Here is a 20,452-nt window from a genome sequence, read left to right as displayed (position 1 = left end):
GACTTAAGCGTCCCCCTATACTTACAAAAAAACCGTCCAACTATTCTGAACGGCTTCGTTACCTTATTATTTAATCTGCTTTAAACCTCTCGTTAAAGCCCAGTGATTTCTTTCTTCTTAGCACAGAACTCTTCATGCGTTAAAACACCCATATCGACCAGTTCTTTTAATTTTTTCAAAGTTTCAATCTGCTCGTTGATTGACATGTTTGATACTGCTGATGTGGAAGCAGGTTGTCCTTGTGACCCGATATTCTGAGCCATATTCATTCCAAAGAGCATGCCTCCGCCGTTTCCAAGTCCGTTGTCTTGAATGCCTTGTGCGATTTTCTGTTGAGCCGCAATGTTGGAGACTCTCTGTGAAACATCCTCATAAGCTCTCATATTCATCTTATTAGCAGAGTACTGGTTAACCAGCACTCTTGATTCAGGTGAGAATTCAATGTTCTCGACCGTAACTTTAGTAATTTCAAATCCGAAGCGGACTTTCCAGGAACCAGCATTATAGGGATCTTCAGATATTCTCTTGGATATTTCCATAGCTTGAGAGGGCAACTGAGATATCCTGTAAGTAGTTGAAAGTGAATTAAGTGCAACCATAAATGATTGGACGAATTCAGAAAGAACCTGAGCTCTAACATTCGGGTTACTAAATGTATAGATATTGGTGTTAGCAGGCACGAAATTCTTTATGAATACCTCAGGCTCAACTACCTTAATAGAAAAACCGCCATAAGCGTAGATTTCAAGGTCGCACCCATAGTATAAATCGTTATAAACCTGAGGGCCGCGTGTACCAAATTTAATGTCACGAATCTCTTTTAAATTTACAAATGCAATCTTCTTTTCAGAAGGAGAGATACCACCATAGCCGATTCTATCTTTTGCCTGTTGAAGGATAAAGGCACCCAGGCCCTTTCCGTTAAAAATACTTTCTTCCCCATCTTGATATTCATATCCACCAGGGGTAGTGATGATATTCTCAATTCCACCCTGACTAAAGATGAAGGCTGCCGTATTTTCAGGTACAAATATTTTTGAGCCGTTTGATATTATATCCGAAAATCCATGAGCATTAACTCCCCTGCCATTATGGTTGTCTTTAAATAATCCAGGAGCAACAACTGTGAGCTCATCAAAATGTCCCGCTGTGATTATTTTTTTCCACTGACTGGCAAAGGTTCCGCCTACCGAATAGGTAAATGCTTTTAAAATTCCCAATGTTACCCGCCTCTCTCATTATAAAATTTGAACCGTATCGCAATATTTGCAGAGAACACTTTGTCCTTTAGTTCCTGTAAGTGGAGCCATACAGCCAATACATTTTTTTGTAACCTTTTCAGTTACAGCAGCAGTCTCTCCCTTTGATTTTATTCCAAGGGCATTTTTGAATACGCCAACAGTATCTTTAAGGGTTTCTGCTAAATACTCAGTTCCAGGAATGGCAGACTGGTATGCACCAGATCCCCTTGTAGAATCATGTCCGGTTAACACTTTACTAATTTCATTAACCCATTTTGCAATTTCCCTTTTGCTTGTGTTCTGAAATTGAAACACCTCTTGCCCATTGATGAAGTATACATTGAGATTAGGCTTGCCAGCTGAGCCTTTTCTAACAAAAGTCTGCACTTCTCCATTTATAACCTTTACTTGATTAAGTGGGTATTTGTGTACACCCTTTGTATTGCCAAACATACCTTTACTGATCCAAATGATGTTCTTGGTCGTTAATATAAGTTCATCCGTGAATGGTTTCATGAGCAGACTTCCAGTTTCACGCAGGACACCTGTGTGCTGGATAAGGATTGATTCATTAGGCTCTAAATTGTACTTGGCCAACTTGCTTTCTCCTCCTTAACTCTGTTATTTATTTATTCTAAGGCATACTGGAAGCTCATACAGAAACTCCCCCGTCAATTGTCATTTAATGAAGTTTTTTTCCTGAGCTATTTTCTCCGGCAACAATGTGGTACCGTCATCACAAAAATTAAACGTGCACCTACTATATATAGTAACAATTTTCAATAATATACCAATAATCTATATTCTAGCATTCAATAATTAGGAAGGTCTATTACTTATTAAGTATATTAAGTTTTTAGTTATGGGAATTAAATTAGAGAAATGGCGGTCTGACTCCAATATTCACATGCTCCTTCCCCAAGTACCTAGGAATGTTGATCGTGTCAGCTTCGGATTGTTGCTCTCCTGATTGTCAAACTGATCATCATAAACACGATCCGCTCGTCGTCAACATCTCACTCAAGCTGATCCGCTCCTTCACCACGTAATCCCTCGGTGTCCACAGCATGCCTCGTCCCCTACGAGAAAATGTCCACTCACCATCTCCCCCTATCTACATCCTAAGCGTCTCTAATGGCAGTGGTGTTGATGTTGTTGTTCTCTAAAATCTATTCTTTCTCTAAGTTCTTAAGTCTGTTTGCAGGTTCTCTCCGCACCCGATTCACATGCTTTTCACCGCACGAAGACATTCCGGAATCAGCTTTATCATTAAGCCGGTTAATCCCAGAATCATAACATCCCTTTTTTATCAATATATTCATCCAATAGACATAATCCCCACAAGCCAAATCATTCATCGACTTAAACGTATAGACACTCCCATACTTATAATTCTCAGACTCCAACCACTTACAAAATGGCCACATTCTCTCTTTATAAAGCAGGTCCTCTCGAAACTTCCCAATCGACCGAATAAACGGCATTTCACCAAGCACCACACACCCTAACTGAACTTCGCCATCATAAATGGCATTCAACAGAATCCACATATACAGATGATTAAATGTATCCAAATCGAATATCCATTGGTTTAAATTTCTCCATCTATCCATTTGATTCACTCCTGTTTCAGTATGTATTCAACCCTTATATAGTGAGATTGGCTGGGAAAGGATACCCCTTAGATCAACTTTCTTATTAAAATATGTTGTTATTAAGTAGAGGAAGGCTAAACGCTAGAAGTGGAGGAGAAAATGAAGAGCAGGTTTGTGTTCTTAAAGATAATTATCACTTTAAAATCAGGATCTGATCGTCGGTACGGTACACTAGCGTCAAACCACGGAACATCGTCTTCGTCGCAAATGTCGCGATAAATGGGGCCATTTTTCCTTTTGTAATCAATAATCCGCTGACCATTCCCATTAGCACTCAAAGTAGGCAGTCGATCGTAGCGCTCGCCACCTTACTTATTATAAATCGGCCACCACGCAACATATTTTCGCTGCCACTGGCACAAAACAAAAAAGCCTGCCAATCAACCGGCAGGCTTTTCTATCAATCTTTGAAACTAGATAAAGAGACTGATCAATAATGAAACTCCGAAACCAACAAATGCGATAATTGTTTCCATGACTGTCCAGGATTTGAGTGTTTCTTTCTCGGTAAGTCCGAAGAATCTGTTGACCATCCAGAATCCGGAGTCATTTACGTGAGAGGCGATTGTTGCACCGGATGCGATCGTGATTACGAGCAGCGCAAGCATCGGGCCGCCGATTCCGAGTGAGTCGATGATCGGCGAGATTAAGCTCGCTGTTGTGATCATGGCGACTGTCGCAGAACCTTGTGCTATACGGACAGCAGAGGCAACGACGAATGCGAATACGATGATCGGTACATTCAGGTTGGACATCGTTTCAGCGAGAACATCTCCTACCCCGGTTTCAACGAGCACCTGTCCGAATACACCCCCGGCACCAGTGATCAGGATGATGATTCCAGCAGGTTCAAGGGATTTCGTGGCAATCGTCTGGATTTCTTCTTTCGTATAACCTCTTCTCGTTCCGAGCAAGTAAAAGGTAAGAAGCGCAGTGATAGTCAGGGCCACACCTGGGTCTCCGATGAATGACATTGTCGTTCTCAAGTTATTCCCTTCTGCAAGGGTAGCTGATAGAACCGTATTAAGAAGGATCAACAAGAGGGGGAGCCCTACAAGAGACGCAATCATACCAAAGCTCGGCAGTTCTTTTACATCTTTACTTTCTTCCATTTCGGGAATCATATTTTCAGGAACCTTGACGTGGATTTTCTTTGAGATATAGGTTCCAAATACTGGTCCTGCAAGGATCGCTGCAGGAATACCGCAAATCAGTCCGAACAGGATGACCCATCCGATGTTGGCTCCGAGTAAAGAAGATACGGCGATCGGTCCCGGTGTTGGTGGGACAAAGCTGTGCGTGACGGCAAGACCTGCGAGAAGCGGGATTCCATAGTATAGAAGTGATTTTTTTGTCTTGCGGGCCAAGCTATATAGAATAGGAACAAGAATAACAAATGCTACATCAAGGAATACAGGAATCGAAATGATGAAACCTGTCAGCATTAAAGCCCAGTTGACTCTCTTTTCTCCGAATTTCTTCATTAATGTCAAGGCAAGCCGTTCTGCTCCGCCCGATACTTTCAAAATTTCACCGAACATCGCACCGATCCCGATGATGACCGCGATCTCTGCGACGGTGCCTCCCATTCCGTCCTGGACGGCTTTCAACACCTCTGCAGGACTCAATCCTGCCACCAATCCTATGATATAACTGACCAAGATTAATGCCAGAAACGCCTGAAGCTTCGTGCGCATGACAAGGAACAGCAATAATGCCACGCCGAGCGCGGCGATCAGTATTAAAGTACCTCCACTCATTGTATATCCTCCTTTTATTGAAATTCACATATGTGATTTATATTCATATATGCGATTTATTTGTTCCATATGGTAACACAAGGTTGAAAGCGCTTCAACTTAAATTTTAAATTATTTGAATAAAATAATTTTAGTTGACTGAAACGCTTTCAAGTGATAGGGTTCTATTAACAAATTCACATTTGTGAATCAAAATCTCATATATGAATTTTAGGTGAAGAATAATGTCTGTAAAATCTGCAAAAAGAGTGCTCGATATTTTTGAACTGCTGGCTGCCTATCCTAACGGGCTGACGGTAAAGGAAATTAGTCACCTGCTCTCAGCACCGCAAAGCAGTACGTTCAATGTCATTAAGACACTTGAGACTGAGGGCTACCTTTCCCAGGACTCAGGAAAAACGTATAAGCTCGGGGCGAAGCTCATCCATATCGGAAGATGCGCCATGGATTCCTTCGATCTTTCAACGGTGGGTACCCCATACTTAACCTCATTAATGGAAGAAGTACAGGAAACGGTTTTCATGGCAGTATTATCTGAAGAAGAATTATTTTATGTGGCTAAGATCGACAACAACAGGTCCATCCGCACGACGGCCCAGCCCGGACTTAGGAAGCCCCTGTACTGCACCGGGCTTGGGAAGGCATTCCTTGCATTTATGCCGCCCCGCATACGTGAACAAATTCTCGATGAGACGGAACTGATTCCAATCACCGAGCATACCATCACGAATCGAAGAGAGTTAGAAACGCAATTGGACATTTTTAAAGAACAAGGTTATAGCATCGACGATGAGGAAAACGAAGAGGGGCTCTACTGCCTGGCGGCTCCTTTATTCGGGGCAGCAGGAGAGCTGGTCGCTGCGATCAGTGTTGCAGGCCCGAAACAACGGATGCTTTCAAGAAAAGAAGCCATCGTGAAATCACTGACCGAAACCGCCGGAAAGATTACAGTAAACATCGGCGGACGGCCGAAAACGGAAACAAGGGGGAGATAGAATGGATGTAGTCGCGATCGGTGAAACGATGATTCAGTTTTCCCCTCAATCAGAAGGGCTCATGAGACATGCTGATTCGTTCACTGCCAAAATCGCAGGAGCAGAAACCAATACATTAATCGGCCTGTCCAGGCTCGGTCATGAGACTGGCTGGATCAGCAAGTTAGGGGACGATGAGTTCGGCCGCAGGATCCTGATGGCCGTCCGCGGGGAAGGCGTCGATACAAGCCAGGTTCAGATGGATCCAGAATACCGTACCGGCACTTTTTTTAAGGAAATCATCCGTGAAGGTGAAGTCAGGATTCAGTATTACCGGGATTATTCAGCGGCAAGTACAATCAGTACCTCCGACATACAGGAAAGTTATATAAAAAAAGCAAAATATCTGTTCATCACCGGGATCACTCCGGCATTGAGCACGTCTGCTAAAGAAGCCATTTTTCAAAGTATAAAGTTCGCGAAAGAACATGGCGTCAGGGTTGTATTCGATCCTAACCTCAGAAAGAAATTATGGGATGAAAAAACCGCGAAAAAGACCCTACTGGAGATCGCAGGACAATCTGACATCATTCTGCCCGGCCTTAGTGAAGGGGAATTCCTCTTTGGCACGAATGATGCCGAGAAGATGGCCGAATCATTTTTACAACTTAGTGCATCACTCGTGGTTGTCAAAACAGGTAAAGACGGTGCCTATTACACAGATGGGCGCAAGAGCGGGTTCGTCAAAGGGTTCGACGTCGGAAAAATGGTAGATCCCGTCGGTGCCGGTGACAGTTTTGCCGCCGGTTTGCTTTCAGGACTCCTGGACGGCGAAAGCATAGAAGAATCAGTCAGACAAGCCTGTGCGATGGGTGCCCTGACCGTGACCGTCAAAGGTGACTATGAAGGCCTTCCCGATAAAAAAAGGCTTCATCAGTTCATGAGCAGCACGGTAAGTGAAGATATTTCTAGATAAGGAGTGAAGAGTATGGATGTTCTTTCAACGATCAAACAGGAAAAGATGATTGCCATCATTCGCGGTTCTAAACCAAGTGAGGCTCTCGCGATTGCAAAATCATTGTACAAAGGCGGAGTTCGTGCCATTGAAATCACACTCAATTCACCCGGAGCCCTCTCTTCCATCGAGAAGGTCCGCAGTGAATTGGAAGATGATCTGGTAGTGGGTGCAGGAACAGTTCTTGATCCGGAATCAGCTCGGTCGGCCTTACTCGCAGGTGCCCAGTTCATCCTCTCCCCTTCCCTCAATCGTGACACAATTAAATTGACGAAGCGCTACGGCGCCGTCAGCATCCCCGGGGCATTCACCCCGACCGAGATCCTTGAGGCCTATGAGTCAGGTGGCGACATCATTAAAGTCTTCCCTGCTTCTTCCCTCGGACCCGGTTTTGTAAAGGATATTCACGGCCCGCTTCCCCAGATTCCATTGCTGCCGACGGGAGGAGTCGATCTGACGAATATTGCTGAATATATCGAAAAAGGGGCTGCAGGTGTTGGTCTCGGCAGCTCACTTGTCAACTCCATGGAAGCCGTGACAGAAGAAAATCTGCAGAAACTTACCGAAAAAGCACGCCAATTCAAAGATAAAATTGCTTCTGTTCAATAAATGTAGGAGGTTATCATTGTGAAGATTACAGGTTATGAACTTTTTAAGGTCGCGCCAAGATGGCTGTTTTTAAAAATTGAAACGGATGAAGGCATCACGGGTTGGGGTGAACCCGTTATTGAAGGCAGGGCGGAAACGGTTCGAGCTGCCGTCCACGAACTGATGTCCAATCTGATTGGCAAGGATCCGGCCCATATCGAGGATCACTGGAACATGATGTACCGCTCCGGCTTTTACCGCGGCGGCCCGATCTTGATGAGTGCCATCGCCGGCATCGATCAGGCGTTGTGGGATATCAAGGGGAAATTTTATAATGCTCCTGTTCATCAGCTTCTCGGCGGAAAATGCCGTGATTCCATCAAGGTCTACTCCTGGATCGGCGGCGACCGCCCGAGCGACGTCGGCACTGCCGCCAAGAAAGTCGTCGACACGGGATTTACCGCTGTTAAGATGAACGGTACGGAAGAGCTTCAATATGTAGATTCACACGAAAAAATTGATCAGGTACTGGAACGCGTGGCAGCTGTACGTGAAGCAGTCGGCCCATACGTCGGCATCGGCATCGACTTCCACGGCCGCGTCCACAAACCGATGGCGAAAACATTAGCGAAAGAGCTGGAACACTTCCGACCGATGTTCATCGAGGAACCGGTCCTGCCTGAAAACAATGAGGCACTGAGAGAGATCGCCAATCACACGTCCACCCCTATCGCAACGGGAGAAAGAATGTTCTCCAGATGGCAGTTCAAGCCATTACTGATGGATGGATATGTCGATATCATCCAACCAGATCTCTCGCATGCAGGAGGAATCACCGAATGCAAAAAAATCATCTCCATGGCAGAAGCCTTTGATGTAGCCGTGGCGCCGCACTGCCCGCTCGGCCCGATCGCCTTGGCAGCCTGTCTCCAGGTGGATGCGACTTCCCATAACGCATTCATCCAGGAACAGAGCCTCGGCATCCATTACAACGTCGGCAGCGATCTGTTGGACTACATCACCGATAAAGACGTATTCCAATACGAAAACGGCTATGTGAACATCCCGCAAGGTCCAGGACTCGGGATCGACATCAATGAAGACCACGTAAGGAAAATCGCGGAAAACGAAGTCGACTGGCACAACCCGATCTGGCGTCATAAGGATCGATCGATTGCTGAGTGGTAGTCAATCCTGCTATATGAATGGTGTTGGAGGCATCCTTGTTGGTGCTTCCACCCCCAACATTAAGGGCCTGCCCCCGTACTAACAAATTTACCATTAAAACAGGGTGACCAAGGAACAAGTATGGTGTACAAAAACCACTAAAAGGGACAAGGCGGCCGCCTTGTCCCTTTTAAACACTATTCGCAGTGAACCTAACACGCCATATATGTGCCAGTTCCCCCGCTGTTCTTATCTAAGCACGCAATAATGCTCCATTTGGCTCTTTTAACTCCTGCTCTACTATTTGATTCATCTTAGAGAAGTGGTCCAGAAATTGTTGTGCCAGCTCATGTTCGTCCGTGTCACTTTTCAATGAAACGATGTCGCGCAAAATCTGAGCCATCCACGAATTATCAAAATAACGGTACTTGCCTGTATTCCAAGTCGTTTTTTGAGGAGATTTTTCATTAGCATAGTACTTCCAGAAAGGCATCTGCTTTGATTCCTCGTCTGTAAGTTTGAGTCTGTAATGGGAATGGGCAGGAATATTTCCATCTTCACAAAGTTTACCGATGAAATTATCCTTCACCATATAGACACCTAATATCCGTCTGTCTTTTTCAAGCATGCCGGGATCGACCGCTGTCAGCAGGACCGCACTGTTTTGGTGTAAGCGACTGGGTTTGTTTGGCTTCCCCTTATTATTACCACTTTTAATTTCACCAGAGGAAACCGTCCAATCTGAAAAGGAGCTAATCTGTTCTTCTGTATCGCACCTGTAAACCATCTGCGATTCGGGATGAAGTTTATGATTTTTCATAAGTTTTTCATGACCCACTCGAAGCTCCTGGTTTCTTCTTTGCCGTTCCTTTTCCTCTTGCTTCTGCATTTCTTCCTCTTTTAGTTCCATTTCCTGCTCGTGCAGAATTTTTTCAAGTGAATTGGCAGCACTTTTATCATGTAGTTTCAAGTGCTGTCCAAATACATCCGGGTAAACAAATTTTTTATTTTCCGAGGCGAAATGTATTTCAACTACCGTATCATTATGATTAACGATACTTCCCATACCAAACCGCTCATGTGTAACTTTCTTATTGATTAAATTCAATATATTAGTCCTCCTTGTATAATAACTCGGGTACTATTGCCTGAAAAGCTCACAAAAACTGTTTGAATTTCCCTTCGGTTAAATAAGATATTTAACTAAACGTTCAACATTAAAAAATTACCAGGTAATCATTATAGCATTTTTTTGATAAAAATACAAATTTATTGTTGACAACCTATTTTATCGCGGGTTAAAATGTAGTTTTGTTTAAATCTTGATGATTGGTACAACCCTGATTTTTTTGGTTTTTCTCGTCAAAATCCCCATATTGACCGACTGTACGGTAACGATGGACGTGCACCAATGAGGAGGTTACAATTAAAAAAAGAAGCACGAGAACTCTCATCCCAATGCTTCCTAAATATATCCACTATTATTCCCTATTCCCCCGGAACCCGACAGTCGATCCCCGCTTCACCAATTGAACATCCAATACCATTTTCATAAGTTCCGTCGACTTATTTTCAATTAAATCAATCAGATTGGTGGTGGCCTTTACACCGATTTCATAAATAGGCTGCTGGATGGTGCTTATTTCGGGTTCGACCATTTGGGTCAATTGAATTCCGTCAAAGCCTATGATGGCTATGTCCTCCGGTACTTTCTTTTTTAAGAGTTGGAGTTGTTTCAGGGAGCCGAGGGCCATCAGATCATTCCCTAGAAATATACCATCTACATCCTCATGTTCCTCCAAGATTTGTTTGGTTACTTTCATTCCGCTTTCTAAAGAAAAGTCTCCTTCGTATGTCAGGATTTCTTTATCAGGGGAATGGGCACGTATCGTGTCAACAAACCCATTCATCCGTTCGATGACTGGCTTGGAAATGGGTAAGCCTGATACATGGGCAATTTTTTTACATCTGATTTCGATCAAATGTTCCGTGGCAAGCTTGGCCCCCATATAGTTATCGACTTCAATAGAGTTATATGAGTCCCCATCAGCCGCTCGGTCGATCTTAACGAATGGGATATTAAGTCCTTTTAATTCATCCCTCATTTTATCGCTGAATTGAAAGGAAGCAATGATAAAGCCATCCACATACCGATTCTGGAATGTTCTCCAAAAGGTATTATTCTGAAGCTCTTCATGCTCGGCGTTCACGAGGATCAGACTGTAGCCTTTTGATTTGGCTACATCTTCTATGGCGACGACCAATTCAGGGAAGAATGGGTTTTTGATATCGGGAATAATGAGGGCAATCGAGTTTGTTTTCTTCTTCGCCAGCCCTCTTGCAATTTCATTGGGTTTGTAATCCAATAATTCCATGACCTTCTTGATTTTTTCCTCACTTGCTTTACCTATGTATCCACTATTGTTCAAGTACCGTGAGACGGTGGCTACGGACACACCTGCTTCTCTTGCCACATCTCGTATTGTTACTGACTTTCTTTCCACAAGATTGTACCTCTTTCTTTATCAGCCGTTTCCTTCTAGTATATCAATTGATGGATTAAAAAGGGGAAATAAGCATCAGAACCGACATGATTCTGATGCTTATTATATTAAATAATTACTTCTCACTTACGGTGAAATCGGTAAGGGTCCCTTCCCCTTCTTCCAGGCAGCCAAAACCGAACATACCTTGTGAATACGCGTCATCCTGAACTTTCAGTATCGCTTCACCATTAATTGAGAACATTAGATTCTCACCTTCACATTGGACATTAAACCGATACGTTTCTCCATGCTTCCAATCAAAGGGAACGGTTTCTAAGCGTGTATAGCCAAAGTCATGACGAATGAGCGACACTTTTCCAACACCATCGAATCCAACAAGATAATGACGCTTTATTCCGTTAGCACGGAAAATCATGCAATGACTTTCCCCTGATTCGGGTTGTACACTCACTTCTACTTCATAATCACGTGAATAGTAATTTCCAGTGTAACTAGAACAGTTATCAGGTGAAATATATCTCATTTTCTTCTCTTCAAGCTTCCACTCTCCTCGATGATGGGCGAAAGGAGTAATGCTTAAGAATTCAACATACTGTTTGGAGAAGTCGATTCCATAGGAAGCCTTGCCACTTACATGGAACTCCCCGATATATAAACAGCCTAAAGCCCGGTTTGTTAGTGTGGAAGTCGTCCGGATGATGAACCCTACTTCATCGATTAATGCACCTTCCGTATCAGGCACTATAAATTGAAGGTCATTCCAGCCCTGATCCTGTAAAGAAATACCGTCCTGGATAAGCTCTTCTCCCGTATGCGTATTCTTAACATAAGGAGTAAGGGTTATCTCCTCTCCCTCCCACTGATCAAGGAAGATTTTCATGCTGACCTTTTGTCCACTATAAACCGTTGGAGCAAAGGTCGGTTTATACTTTTCATCGTTAAATTCATTTCTTCTGTAAAACGGTTTGTAGAAGATCTTACTCTGATCGCTTTCAATCATCCGGTCAATCACGACTTTCAAAGTGCCTCTTCCATCAAGACCGACTTCATCGCTAGGGAAAAGAAGGGATTTAAATCCGTTATCCGTTCTGAATCCATGCGTCGAACCAGGAAGCATGAAATCAAAATATACGTCCCCTTGCTTTAAGCTCTCTGCTAACCTGGAAGGTGCCTCGAGTTCAGCCAGTTTATACCCTAATAACGTCACTTCTTTTGAAAAAGTCGGGATATCCAGTACGTTAAGATAACCTGATACGCTGGAAGTACATATAAAGTCATTGATCGGCTTTCTATAATGAGAAGGAATTCCTTCAATGCCATGAAAGACTCCAGCTATGGTTCCTACATTCCCAGCGTTACAATCCGTATCCCATCCACACATGGTGGCCATTTCAATCGTCCTGGCAAAATCCCCTTCACCGTATAACAATGACAGTATGCAAACACCGGCATTAGGAATGATATGACACACACCTGTATACTTATCGTAACCCCATTCATCTTCAAGATATTGACGGCATGCCCTAAAGTCATCTGGATGGTCCTTATGAAACGCCCTTACAGCGTTCACTACACTTGAGTAAGTTGAATCCGCAGGGATGACACTGAGTCCTGCATCCAGAATGTCCTCCATCGAGGTTGCTTCGAATGCTTTTGCAATACATGCAGCCATAAACTTCGCTCCATATACGCCATTCCCATCATGAGATACACTTGCTGCTTTTTCTGCATAGGACGCAGCCTTGTCCATTCTTCCTGGAAACAGCAGTCCCCAGGTATCAATGAAGATCTGACCACCAATTTGTTCTGCCTCAATTAATCCGTTCATTTCAATGGATCCCGATTGAGGGGCAGGGATCCCTCTGGAGAGATTCATATACGCAGTATGCTCCGTACTGATTCCTTCTCCTCCCCACCAAAACATCCCGATCCCTTCACGGGAATAATTCAGCCAGGCTCTTCCTACATCCTCTGCTGTTAATTCTCTATTCGAGGCATCATCGTATAAAGCCCTCATGAAGAAGACAGGGCCGTTGGCATCATCGTCGGCCGCAAATGTCTTGTATTCTTTCGTGTAGCCCCTTATGTCACCAAAGACCTCTTTTATACGCTTATCCGTCCACACAGGGGGTTCGACCGGGGCACCCAGTCGAATCCCGACATTCATTCCTAAAAATCCTGCGTAGACTTTTTCTAAATAGTTCTCTGGAATCAAACCATCCACTCCCCATTAGCAGTATTCATTGAAGTACGACATTCTCTTTTCTTGAATCGTTAAGTCCTTTTTCATTATGTGCTTCGCGGTTTCACAGAATCGATCGGAAACCTCGATTAAATTGATTTTATTCGTTTTTTGTAAAAGTTCTACATCTTCTTTTTTCACTACTTTTTCTCCATACATTGCTCCAAGGATAACCCCGATCATTACACCGATTGAATCTGTGTCCCTTCCGGAGTTGATCCCTTCATATATGGATGGGTAGAAATCTCCATCATTTAACACGATAAAGGCAAGGGCCATTGGAAGTTCTTCAATGGAAAATAGACGGCTTGGCGTATAATGATTGGACGGGATCCCCACTTTCTCCACCTTCCTGTGAACATCGTCACCCATAGGGGAATACTTCTTCATAATGGTTTGGAAAGTATCAATGACCCGATCCATCTCTACTCCTTCAGCCCGGAGACTCCGGGCTGCCGTTGTCAGCTCTTCAATCGCCATTTTCGTCCCGTCTTTCGCAAGACTGATGGCGGTTTCAATGATGTCATCGACACTTACTCCATGCTCAAATGCTTTCGCTACACAGGCAGCCAATACGCCTGCAGCTTCTAACCCATAGCTGCATTGATGCCCCATGGCGAACAGAATCGCTTCATCATAGGCAGCTTTAGGATCTCCTGCATTCACAATGCCGATGGGGGCAATATACATGGCAGCTCCACAATTGACCATATTACCAATTCCGCCTTCTCGCGGATCACAGTTCGCCAGCACATGACGCATAAAGATATACTTCTCAGGATAGAAAAGGCGGTCGATGATCATCGCTTCCCGACCAAATTCAGGAATGTAGGTTTTATTGTAAGCAATCTCCTTCACGAACTGATTGCCCAGGTCATATGCATCTAAATGTCTGCCTTCTTTATTGTAGACATTGATCAAGGCAATGGTCATAAGAGTATCATCCGTTACCGTACCATATCCCCGTTGTCTACCCAGATTCACTTCGACCGGAGCATCCGCTTTATACCATTTGGTCTCTAATGATTCCACCCGTTTATATTGTTCCTTAATTTGTTCGTAGCTTAATTTCTCAATCGTCGCGCCTAATGCATCACCTAAAGCGGTCGATAGGACGACGCCTCTCACTCGTTCTTGAAATGAAGTCATATTTGGAACCCCTTACTTTAATTGTTTGTTCGCATAATCGGTGATTTTCTCTCCACCGGCATTGTTCCATTCTTTTACGAACTTGTCGAAATCATCGATTGGTCTTTTCCCTGTAATGACGTCTGTCGAAAACTCTTTGTATAAGTTCTCCATCGCATCCCAGCTGGAAACATACTCTTCAGGTAAGATGAAATTATTGTCTTCTGAATAATACTTGGTAGCTAAATCTTGAGAGTTCGCCGCAGGTTCACTTAATAGCGGGGTTTTAACCGGCATATCCAGTTCCATATCCGTCGGCTCCCAGAAACGTGAATACCATTCTCCATAGTATTTATCTGTCAGTTCGATTTCTCCGTCCTTCACATTGTAGTGCTCCCCTTCAAATCCAAGACGGTCAAGCTTCTGGCCTTCAGGGCTTGCCAGGTAATCAAGGATGTCGAATACCAGTTCTTTGTTTTCAGATTGAGATGAGATTCCAAGCCCGCGTGATTCTTTCGTGATATCAGTCGCACCAAATCCTTGGCTTTCTCCTTTAGCAGGTGGAAGAACAACTAGTTCTGACTCTTCCCCATTCACCTGCATCATCTTTCCGTTATAAATATCAATGACTTTTCCAGCCGTGCCGGGAATGATAGCTGCTTCCCCATCATAGAAAGCCTTTTCCTTTGTATCCCATTGTTTCGTAATATACTGTGGATCCAGTAATCCATCTTTATATAATTTATGGTAGAACGCCAGTTTCTCTTTTTCTTTTGAGGATACTTTCGCGTATTCATATGAACCGTCGCTCTTCTTTAGCCACGTTTTGTCTAAGCCGAAAGCCATATCAAAGGTGTAATTGATTTCAGCCATATCTCCAGCCGTTGTAATCGCATAAGAAGGTTTATCTCCACCAGGCTTCGACTCTACTACCTCTTTGAAAAAGGCATAATAGTTATCGATCGTTGGGTCCTCCATTAAAGCAGTGGACGTTTCCATTTTATCGAACCAGTCTTTTCTAATGACAGGCACTTTCGGAGCAAGCGGTTTGATCCATAATAGGTAAGGGTAATTTTCTAATCTTTCCTTGTTATAAGGAGCTAATGCGTCCTTTAAATACTCTGACTTCTTGATATATGGACGTAAATCTTCCAGCAAGTCCTGATCTGAAATCTGCTGATCCCCACCTTGGAAATAAATCAAATCCGGTATTTCCCCACTAAATAAAAGCAAGTTGAGTTTTTCCGCATAGTTTCCTTGTGGTAAATCTACTAATTCAAAGTTAACGTCTATATCTTTATCTTTCTTCAAGGCTTTTTCTAATTCATCGAAGTACTTAACTGACACCTCGTTTGAATTGGTTTCATCTTTATAGACCACTCGAATGGTCTTTCCATCACCGGATGATTCTGAATCCTTACTTGATTCTGAACTGCACGCAATCAATCCAGCCATTAACATGATACTTACCAGCAGCAATAACCCTTTTTTCATACCATTTCCCCCTAAATAATTTAATGGATAATCAGTTTGCCACTACTTTGAAAGTTCAATCAGTCCTTGACCCCTCCTTCCAAAGCACCTTTCGCATAATACTTGAGAATCATAGGATAGAGAATCAGCAATGGCACCATGGCAATGATGATGGTTCCTGCTTGTAAAGAACCGAAGTCAAGCGCTGCTACTTGATCATATGAAAGGATATTTTGAGAACCAAGTATCGCTGTATTGTCCCTTTGTACGACAAACTGTCTTAATACGACTTGAAGTGGCCATTTATTCGGATCTGTGAGGTAAATGGTCGCCCTGAAATATTCATTCCAATGGTACACACCATAGAATAATCCCATAGTTGCTAATCCTGGTTTGGATAAAGGAAGCATGATTTTCGTATAAATCCGGAAATGTCCTGCTCCATCGATCCGAGCCGCTTCCAGAATGCTATCCGGTACATCTTCAAAGAATCTCATCAGGATAAAGAGGTAATAAATATTGATAGTCTTATACAGAATTAAGGAAGAATAAGTGTTTAATAGACCTAAATCCTTAACTAATAAGTATTCCGGTATCAAACCCGGTTCGAACACCATAATAACGATAAGAAAAAGAACAACAAGTCTTTTTCCGACGAACTGAGTTTTGGCCAGCACATAAGCTGCCATTGACGTTAGAAACAGGTTAAGAAATGTACCCACAATCGTAATGAAGAAAGTATTAAATATACTCTTCATCACTAAAGGATTAGAGAGTAACACTTTGTAGTTAATAAGCGAGAATCCCTCCGGAAAAATCTGCAACCCTCCCAATTTATGCACTTTCAATGGGTCGGACAGAGACATAGCCAGCAAATTCAAGAGCGGGATCAACACAGTAAGTGTCAGGATAAACAATGTAATAGATATGATGATCCTTGTCGGATTGTACTTTTTCACTCAGAAAACCTCCTTTACCAAACACCCTTGCCTGAAAACCGCTTCGCTATAAAATGAGTACTTAAGATCAGGATTAACCCGATGACTCCTTTGAATAAGCTGGCTGCGGTAGCATAGGAATATTGACCATTTAATATACCGATTCTATACACATACGTATCTAAAATATCGACCATACTGATAACAGAATCGTTCATCATATTGAACACCTGGTCAAACCCGGCGTTCATAAAGAATCCGAGATTCAGAATAAAGACGGTTACCACTGTACTTAACATGGCCGGCAATGTAATGTATCTCATCTGCTGGAGGTTTGACGCTCCGTCTATCTTAGCTGCCTCATATAAGGACGGGCTTATCTTCATAATAGCTGCAAGATAAATAATCGAATCCCACCCAGAGCTCCTCCAGATTTCCTGGAACACAAGCACCCATCGAATATGATCTTTACTAGTTAAAAAATCAAGGGATGGAAGCTGGAAGAAATTCCTGATGATATTGACCCCACCGTCAGAAGGATCCAGTATGCTGATCCAAATCCCTGCGATGACTACCCAGGATAAAAAGTGAGGTAAATATACGATTGATTGTATATACTTTCGGAACTTCCCATTTCTTAATTCATTGATCAATAATGACAGGATGATCGGTACAGGGAAAAAGAAAATGATTTTCATCGTACTGAGGATAATGGTATTCTTTAGTACATCCATAAAAGCAGGAGAGCTGAATAACACCTCAAAGTGCTTCCATCCTACCCATACATTATCGCCAATGATCCGATAATCCTGGAAAGCAAGCTTCATCCCGATCAATGGAATGACATGAAAGATACTAAAGTATAAAATCGCAGGGAAAAGCATGGCATAGATGACCCAATCTTTTCTAATTCGATTTAAAGAGGCCTTGACTCTCATGGCTGCTCACCCCTATATTCATGAACTCTTCAATTTCTTCCTTTGTCGGCATTCCGCTCTGGGCACCTTTTTTCAAAATGGAAAGTCCTGCAGCGATATTGCCAAACCGGATACTTTCCTTCAGGCTCTTCCCTTCACCAATGGCGACAGCAAACGCACCTGAGAACGTGTCTCCCGCTCCAGTCGTATCGACCGGCGTAACCGCTAATGATTGTACTTGGACAGGCTCCGTTCCATTGAAATAGGTAACCCCATCCTTTCCTCTTGTTATAATCAGTTTGTTCGGATGGTTCTTAATGATTTCTTCATACGGAAGATTCGTACCGAGAACAGTTTTATATTCATGTTCATTCGGAATCAGATAACTGATCTTCTCTACCAATTTTTCACTGAGTCTATAAGCTGGTGCCGGGTTTACGATAATCGTCTTGCCTTTTTCATGAAGAAGCGGAATAATAAATTCCAGCATTTCAATCGGGGTTTCTAACTGAAACAAAAATACATCACATTGAAACAGGTCTGTTAATACATTCTGGATATAGGCTGAATTGGTAAACTCATTAGCCCCCGGCACAATCAAAATCCGGTTCTCACCTTTACACAGTTCTATGAAAGCAGCACCTGTCGCCACACCTTCAACGTGATTTACATGTTTCAGATGGATATTCTCCTTAGCCATCTTTCTAAGTAGAATCGAACCATTTTCATCTTTACCTACCGAGCAATAAAGAGCTACCTCCGCTCCTAATCGCGAAGCGGCAACAGCCTGGTTGGCTCCTTTACCTCCTGGCGAAAGAAAGTAATTTTTTCCAGAAACCGTTTCTCCCATTTTAGGAAGGACCTCGGTTTCAACTACGTAATCTATATTGATACTTCCAATAACGGCAATCCTAGTCACTTATATCACCATCCTATTCAATCATAATCTTCATTAATGGAGCATGCTGTTGCGCTCCATATACATCCCGGTCACCGATGGTACCTGACGATATATCCCTCGCAATTGTTACTTTAAACCCTAATGCTTGATCGAAGAATACAAGGTGATGAATCTTATCTTCCTCTATACGATAGAGCTTGCTAATGGTTTGCTTGGTTATCTTACCTGAATCTTTCACTCTGTTATAGTTGTCCACTGAATCAAATAGGACATCCAGTGTAATTTCGAACGGACCTGAATTCTTACTGCGTAACACCTTGGCTAATTCAAATAAAGGTTTCATAGTGCCTCCTATACAAACTCGACCTTAAAAGGATTCTCTACTATTTCCATAAGATGATAAATGGAAAACTCATATACAGGTCCAAATTCGACATCACTTGGCGCAAACGGAAAGGCAAGATTTCCTGCTGTAGATTTCCGTCCTTCATACCCGTAATGCAATAAAGTTGACCTGACAGTCGAACAGATGCTGCTTGCAATCTCCTGAGTTTCTGCTACAACTTCATACAGAACACCAATTTCATGATTTTGAAACGGTTCTACCTCTTTGCTTCCTAATACAGCGTTTTTGCCATAGTTATAGAAGTTAATCTGATAATCATTGGAGGAAATTTCGTTATAATAGGACTCCGCCTGTTCCTTCACCTTCTCCTGAACCTCTTCTAATTTATTTAGTAAGAGAGGATCTCTTACACCCGCTATACCAAACGTTCTATAAGCTACTAATCTCGCACCCTCTAATTTGACAAAGTGAGATTCATCGCGGATATATTTACTGCCGGAAACTCTAACAGTGCCAGGTACCTCTTCCTTAAACTCACATTCACTTAAATCCAGACTGAAACCTGGACCATGAAGAAGATAAGGATGTTCTTTTTCATAGAATGTATGGGCGGCCACACTTATGGGATTGCACTGTCTCAATGGGTTTAAAGAATGAACGGTAAAAGATTCATCACTTATCGTTCCCAGGATCGAATCCTTCGTAGTTCCCGGTTCTGCGCATAACGCACCACACTCCAAAATCTTACCCAGGTGATACGAAAGGCCGGGATCCTTGCCATGATATATGCCTATCGCTGCAAATGGAGACGGATCGTACGCTCTTCCACAAATGATAATTTCTGCACCATCCTCCAATGCTTCCACGATCGGTTCGTGCCCCATCTGAGCTACAATCGATGTACTCTTTCTGATGGACTCTTCAGTCAATTCGGGAATGTTAGCCCCCATTGGTTTTATTTTATCTGCGTGAAGTGTCTCAATGACTTCCTCAGGGGTAAAATCTGCCCAGATGATTGCTTTCTTGGCATTCAACTGATGTTCTTCGAGAATTTCATTGATAATACTCATTGTCCATTCGATATGTACTCTAGCCCCGGCTCCTCCGGCAGACCCAATGATGATCGGTATCTTACGAGAAATCCCGTTTTGTAGAATAATGTCCAAATCCTTCTTGGCAGCCCTCCTGCTGACAATAGAGACTCCAGCGCCAAGTTTATGCGGACCGGCATCGGTAGATCCCGCATCCACTACGATCCCGTGGACTTCCTCTTTCAATCCATTAAGAAAGGATTCTTCCGGAAACCCATATCCCAGCATTCCGCATGGAGACAGTATTCGAATATTTTTATTCATTGTAAAACCTCTTTTATTTGTATTTTTTCACTTTACCATCCAATTTGTGTAACCGGTTACACATTGATTTACAAAAAATATATGTAACCGGTTACATATTTATGATTAAAGAATAATAGAATTTTCCCTGGAAGTCAATACACTTTTTGAATGATTTGAATTTTTCAAATAATACATGTGATTTGGTATGTCCTCAAAGAGAAGGCTTTTAATGAATTTATTGACATTTTGCCAATGGATAGATG

General features: G+C 42.9%; 18 protein-coding genes and 1 pseudogene. 4 read left to right on the top strand and 15 right to left on the bottom strand.

Features of this window, described 5'->3' with window-relative positions:
- Positions 1-92: 92 nt before the first annotated feature.
- From ATG71_RS10075 to ATG71_RS10055, 5 genes and pseudogenes are all read right to left on the bottom strand, one after another.
- Complete coding sequence (locus tag ATG71_RS10075) at positions 93-1,220, bottom strand: SPFH domain-containing protein (RefSeq protein ID WP_098439479.1); 1,128 nt, start codon at positions 1,218-1,220, stop codon at positions 93-95.
- 18 nt (positions 1,221-1,238) lie between these two features.
- Complete coding sequence (locus tag ATG71_RS23585; RefSeq protein ID WP_218925520.1) at positions 1,239-1,838, bottom strand: PH domain-containing protein; 600 nt, start codon at positions 1,836-1,838, stop codon at positions 1,239-1,241.
- Positions 1,839-2,410: 572 nt separating this feature from the next.
- Positions 2,411-2,854: a hypothetical protein gene (locus tag ATG71_RS10065; RefSeq protein WP_098439478.1), complete on the bottom strand. Its 444-nt coding sequence runs from the start codon at positions 2,852-2,854 to the stop codon at positions 2,411-2,413.
- Positions 2,855-3,044: 190 nt separating this feature from the next.
- Positions 3,045-3,167 (bottom strand): annotated as a pseudogene (gene rbsC, locus ATG71_RS10060) (ribose ABC transporter permease); the annotation flags it as partial.
- A gap of 142 nt (positions 3,168-3,309) precedes the next feature.
- A complete protein-coding gene (locus ATG71_RS10055) occupies positions 3,310-4,656 on the bottom strand; it encodes a GntT/GntP/DsdX family permease (protein ID WP_098439477.1) in 1,347 nt (448 codons plus the stop codon).
- 224 nt (positions 4,657-4,880) lie between these two features.
- Here ATG71_RS10055 and ATG71_RS10050 point away from each other — a divergent pair, with 224 nt between their 5' ends.
- From ATG71_RS10050 to dgoD, 4 genes are read left to right on the top strand one after another with little or no spacing between them, the layout of a single operon-like run.
- Complete coding sequence (locus ATG71_RS10050) at positions 4,881-5,651, top strand: IclR family transcriptional regulator (RefSeq protein WP_098439476.1); 771 nt, start codon at positions 4,881-4,883, stop codon at positions 5,649-5,651.
- Between the two features lies 1 nt (position 5,652).
- On the top strand, positions 5,653-6,606 hold the full coding sequence (locus ATG71_RS10045) for a sugar kinase (RefSeq protein ID WP_098439475.1): 954 nt from the start codon (positions 5,653-5,655) through the stop codon (positions 6,604-6,606).
- A 12-nt stretch (positions 6,607-6,618) separates the two neighbouring features.
- Positions 6,619-7,254: a bifunctional 4-hydroxy-2-oxoglutarate aldolase/2-dehydro-3-deoxy-phosphogluconate aldolase gene (locus ATG71_RS10040; RefSeq protein ID WP_098439474.1), complete on the top strand. Its 636-nt coding sequence runs from the start codon at positions 6,619-6,621 to the stop codon at positions 7,252-7,254.
- A gap of 18 nt (positions 7,255-7,272) precedes the next feature.
- Entirely contained in the window at positions 7,273-8,421 is a 1,149-nt protein-coding gene (dgoD, locus tag ATG71_RS10035) for a galactonate dehydratase (RefSeq protein ID WP_098439473.1), read from the top strand.
- Positions 8,422-8,653: 232 nt separating this feature from the next.
- Here the strand turns inward: dgoD and ATG71_RS10030 are convergent, their stop codons facing one another.
- The 10 genes from ATG71_RS10030 to ATG71_RS09985 form a co-directional block, all read right to left on the bottom strand.
- Positions 8,654-9,508, bottom strand: coding sequence for a malate synthase (locus ATG71_RS10030; RefSeq protein ID WP_098439472.1), 855 nt, complete (start codon positions 9,506-9,508; stop codon positions 8,654-8,656).
- Positions 9,509-9,881: 373 nt separating this feature from the next.
- Positions 9,882-10,904 carry a LacI family DNA-binding transcriptional regulator gene (locus ATG71_RS10025; RefSeq protein WP_098439471.1) on the bottom strand — a complete coding sequence of 341 codons (1,023 nt, stop codon included), beginning with the start codon at positions 10,902-10,904 and terminating at the stop codon, positions 9,882-9,884.
- 115 nt (positions 10,905-11,019) lie between these two features.
- The gene (locus ATG71_RS10020) at positions 11,020-13,131 is read right to left on the bottom strand and encodes an ADP-ribosylglycohydrolase family protein (RefSeq protein WP_483295305.1); all 2,112 of its coding nucleotides are present in this window, start codon (positions 13,129-13,131) and stop codon (positions 11,020-11,022) included.
- Between the two features lie 6 nt (positions 13,132-13,137).
- Positions 13,138-14,298: an ADP-ribosylglycohydrolase family protein gene (locus ATG71_RS10015; RefSeq protein WP_098439469.1), complete on the bottom strand. Its 1,161-nt coding sequence runs from the start codon at positions 14,296-14,298 to the stop codon at positions 13,138-13,140.
- A 12-nt stretch (positions 14,299-14,310) separates the two neighbouring features.
- Positions 14,311-15,771 carry an extracellular solute-binding protein gene (locus ATG71_RS10010; RefSeq protein WP_098439468.1) on the bottom strand — a complete coding sequence of 487 codons (1,461 nt, stop codon included), beginning with the start codon at positions 15,769-15,771 and terminating at the stop codon, positions 14,311-14,313.
- 59 nt (positions 15,772-15,830) lie between these two features.
- A complete protein-coding gene (locus ATG71_RS10005; RefSeq protein WP_098439467.1) occupies positions 15,831-16,709 on the bottom strand; it encodes a carbohydrate ABC transporter permease in 879 nt (292 codons plus the stop codon).
- 14 nt (positions 16,710-16,723) lie between these two features.
- Positions 16,724-17,626 carry an ABC transporter permease gene (locus ATG71_RS10000; protein ID WP_098439466.1) on the bottom strand — a complete coding sequence of 301 codons (903 nt, stop codon included), beginning with the start codon at positions 17,624-17,626 and terminating at the stop codon, positions 16,724-16,726.
- The gene (gene rbsK / locus ATG71_RS09995; protein ID WP_098439465.1) at positions 17,595-18,524 is read right to left on the bottom strand and encodes a ribokinase; all 930 of its coding nucleotides are present in this window, start codon (positions 18,522-18,524) and stop codon (positions 17,595-17,597) included. The genes ATG71_RS10000 and rbsK overlap by 32 nt, the downstream gene beginning before the upstream one ends.
- 13 nt (positions 18,525-18,537) lie before the next feature.
- Positions 18,538-18,849, bottom strand: coding sequence for a DUF4387 domain-containing protein (locus ATG71_RS09990; protein WP_098439464.1), 312 nt, complete (start codon positions 18,847-18,849; stop codon positions 18,538-18,540).
- An 8-nt stretch (positions 18,850-18,857) separates the two neighbouring features.
- Complete coding sequence (locus tag ATG71_RS09985; protein ID WP_098439463.1) at positions 18,858-20,207, bottom strand: acyclic terpene utilization AtuA family protein; 1,350 nt, start codon at positions 20,205-20,207, stop codon at positions 18,858-18,860.
- Between the last annotated feature and the right edge of the window lie 245 nt (positions 20,208-20,452).

It is taken from the genome of Bacillus sp. es.034 (assembly GCF_002563655.1).
In the GTDB taxonomy this organism is placed as follows: domain Bacteria; phylum Bacillota; class Bacilli; order Bacillales; family Bacillaceae_B; genus Rossellomorea.
Note: the sequence above shows the minus strand (reverse complement) of the source record. Positions and strands in the feature narration are given on the sequence as shown.

What these genes read in the sequence shown, in the direction of transcription:
- ATG71_RS10055 (WP_098439477.1), bottom strand. Translation starts at nt 4,656, where the DNA reads ATGAGTGGAGGTACTTTAATACTGATCGCCGCGCTCGGCGTGGCATTA.
- ATG71_RS09985 (WP_098439463.1), bottom strand. Translation starts at nt 20,207, where the DNA reads ATGAATAAAAATATTCGAATACTGTCTCCATGCGGAATGCTGGGATAT.
- ATG71_RS10050 (WP_098439476.1), top strand. Translation starts at nt 4,881, where the DNA reads ATGTCTGTAAAATCTGCAAAAAGAGTGCTCGATATTTTTGAACTGCTG.
- ATG71_RS10045 (WP_098439475.1), top strand. Translation starts at nt 5,653, where the DNA reads ATGGATGTAGTCGCGATCGGTGAAACGATGATTCAGTTTTCCCCTCAA.
- ATG71_RS10065 (WP_098439478.1), bottom strand. Translation starts at nt 2,854, where the DNA reads ATGGATAGATGGAGAAATTTAAACCAATGGATATTCGATTTGGATACA.
- ATG71_RS10010 (WP_098439468.1), bottom strand. Translation starts at nt 15,771, where the DNA reads ATGAAAAAAGGGTTATTGCTGCTGGTAAGTATCATGTTAATGGCTGGA.
- ATG71_RS10000 (WP_098439466.1), bottom strand. Translation starts at nt 17,626, where the DNA reads ATGAGAGTCAAGGCCTCTTTAAATCGAATTAGAAAAGATTGGGTCATC.
- ATG71_RS10015 (WP_098439469.1), bottom strand. Translation starts at nt 14,298, where the DNA reads ATGACTTCATTTCAAGAACGAGTGAGAGGCGTCGTCCTATCGACCGCT.
- ATG71_RS09990 (WP_098439464.1), bottom strand. Translation starts at nt 18,849, where the DNA reads ATGAAACCTTTATTTGAATTAGCCAAGGTGTTACGCAGTAAGAATTCA.
- ATG71_RS10040 (WP_098439474.1), top strand. Translation starts at nt 6,619, where the DNA reads ATGGATGTTCTTTCAACGATCAAACAGGAAAAGATGATTGCCATCATT.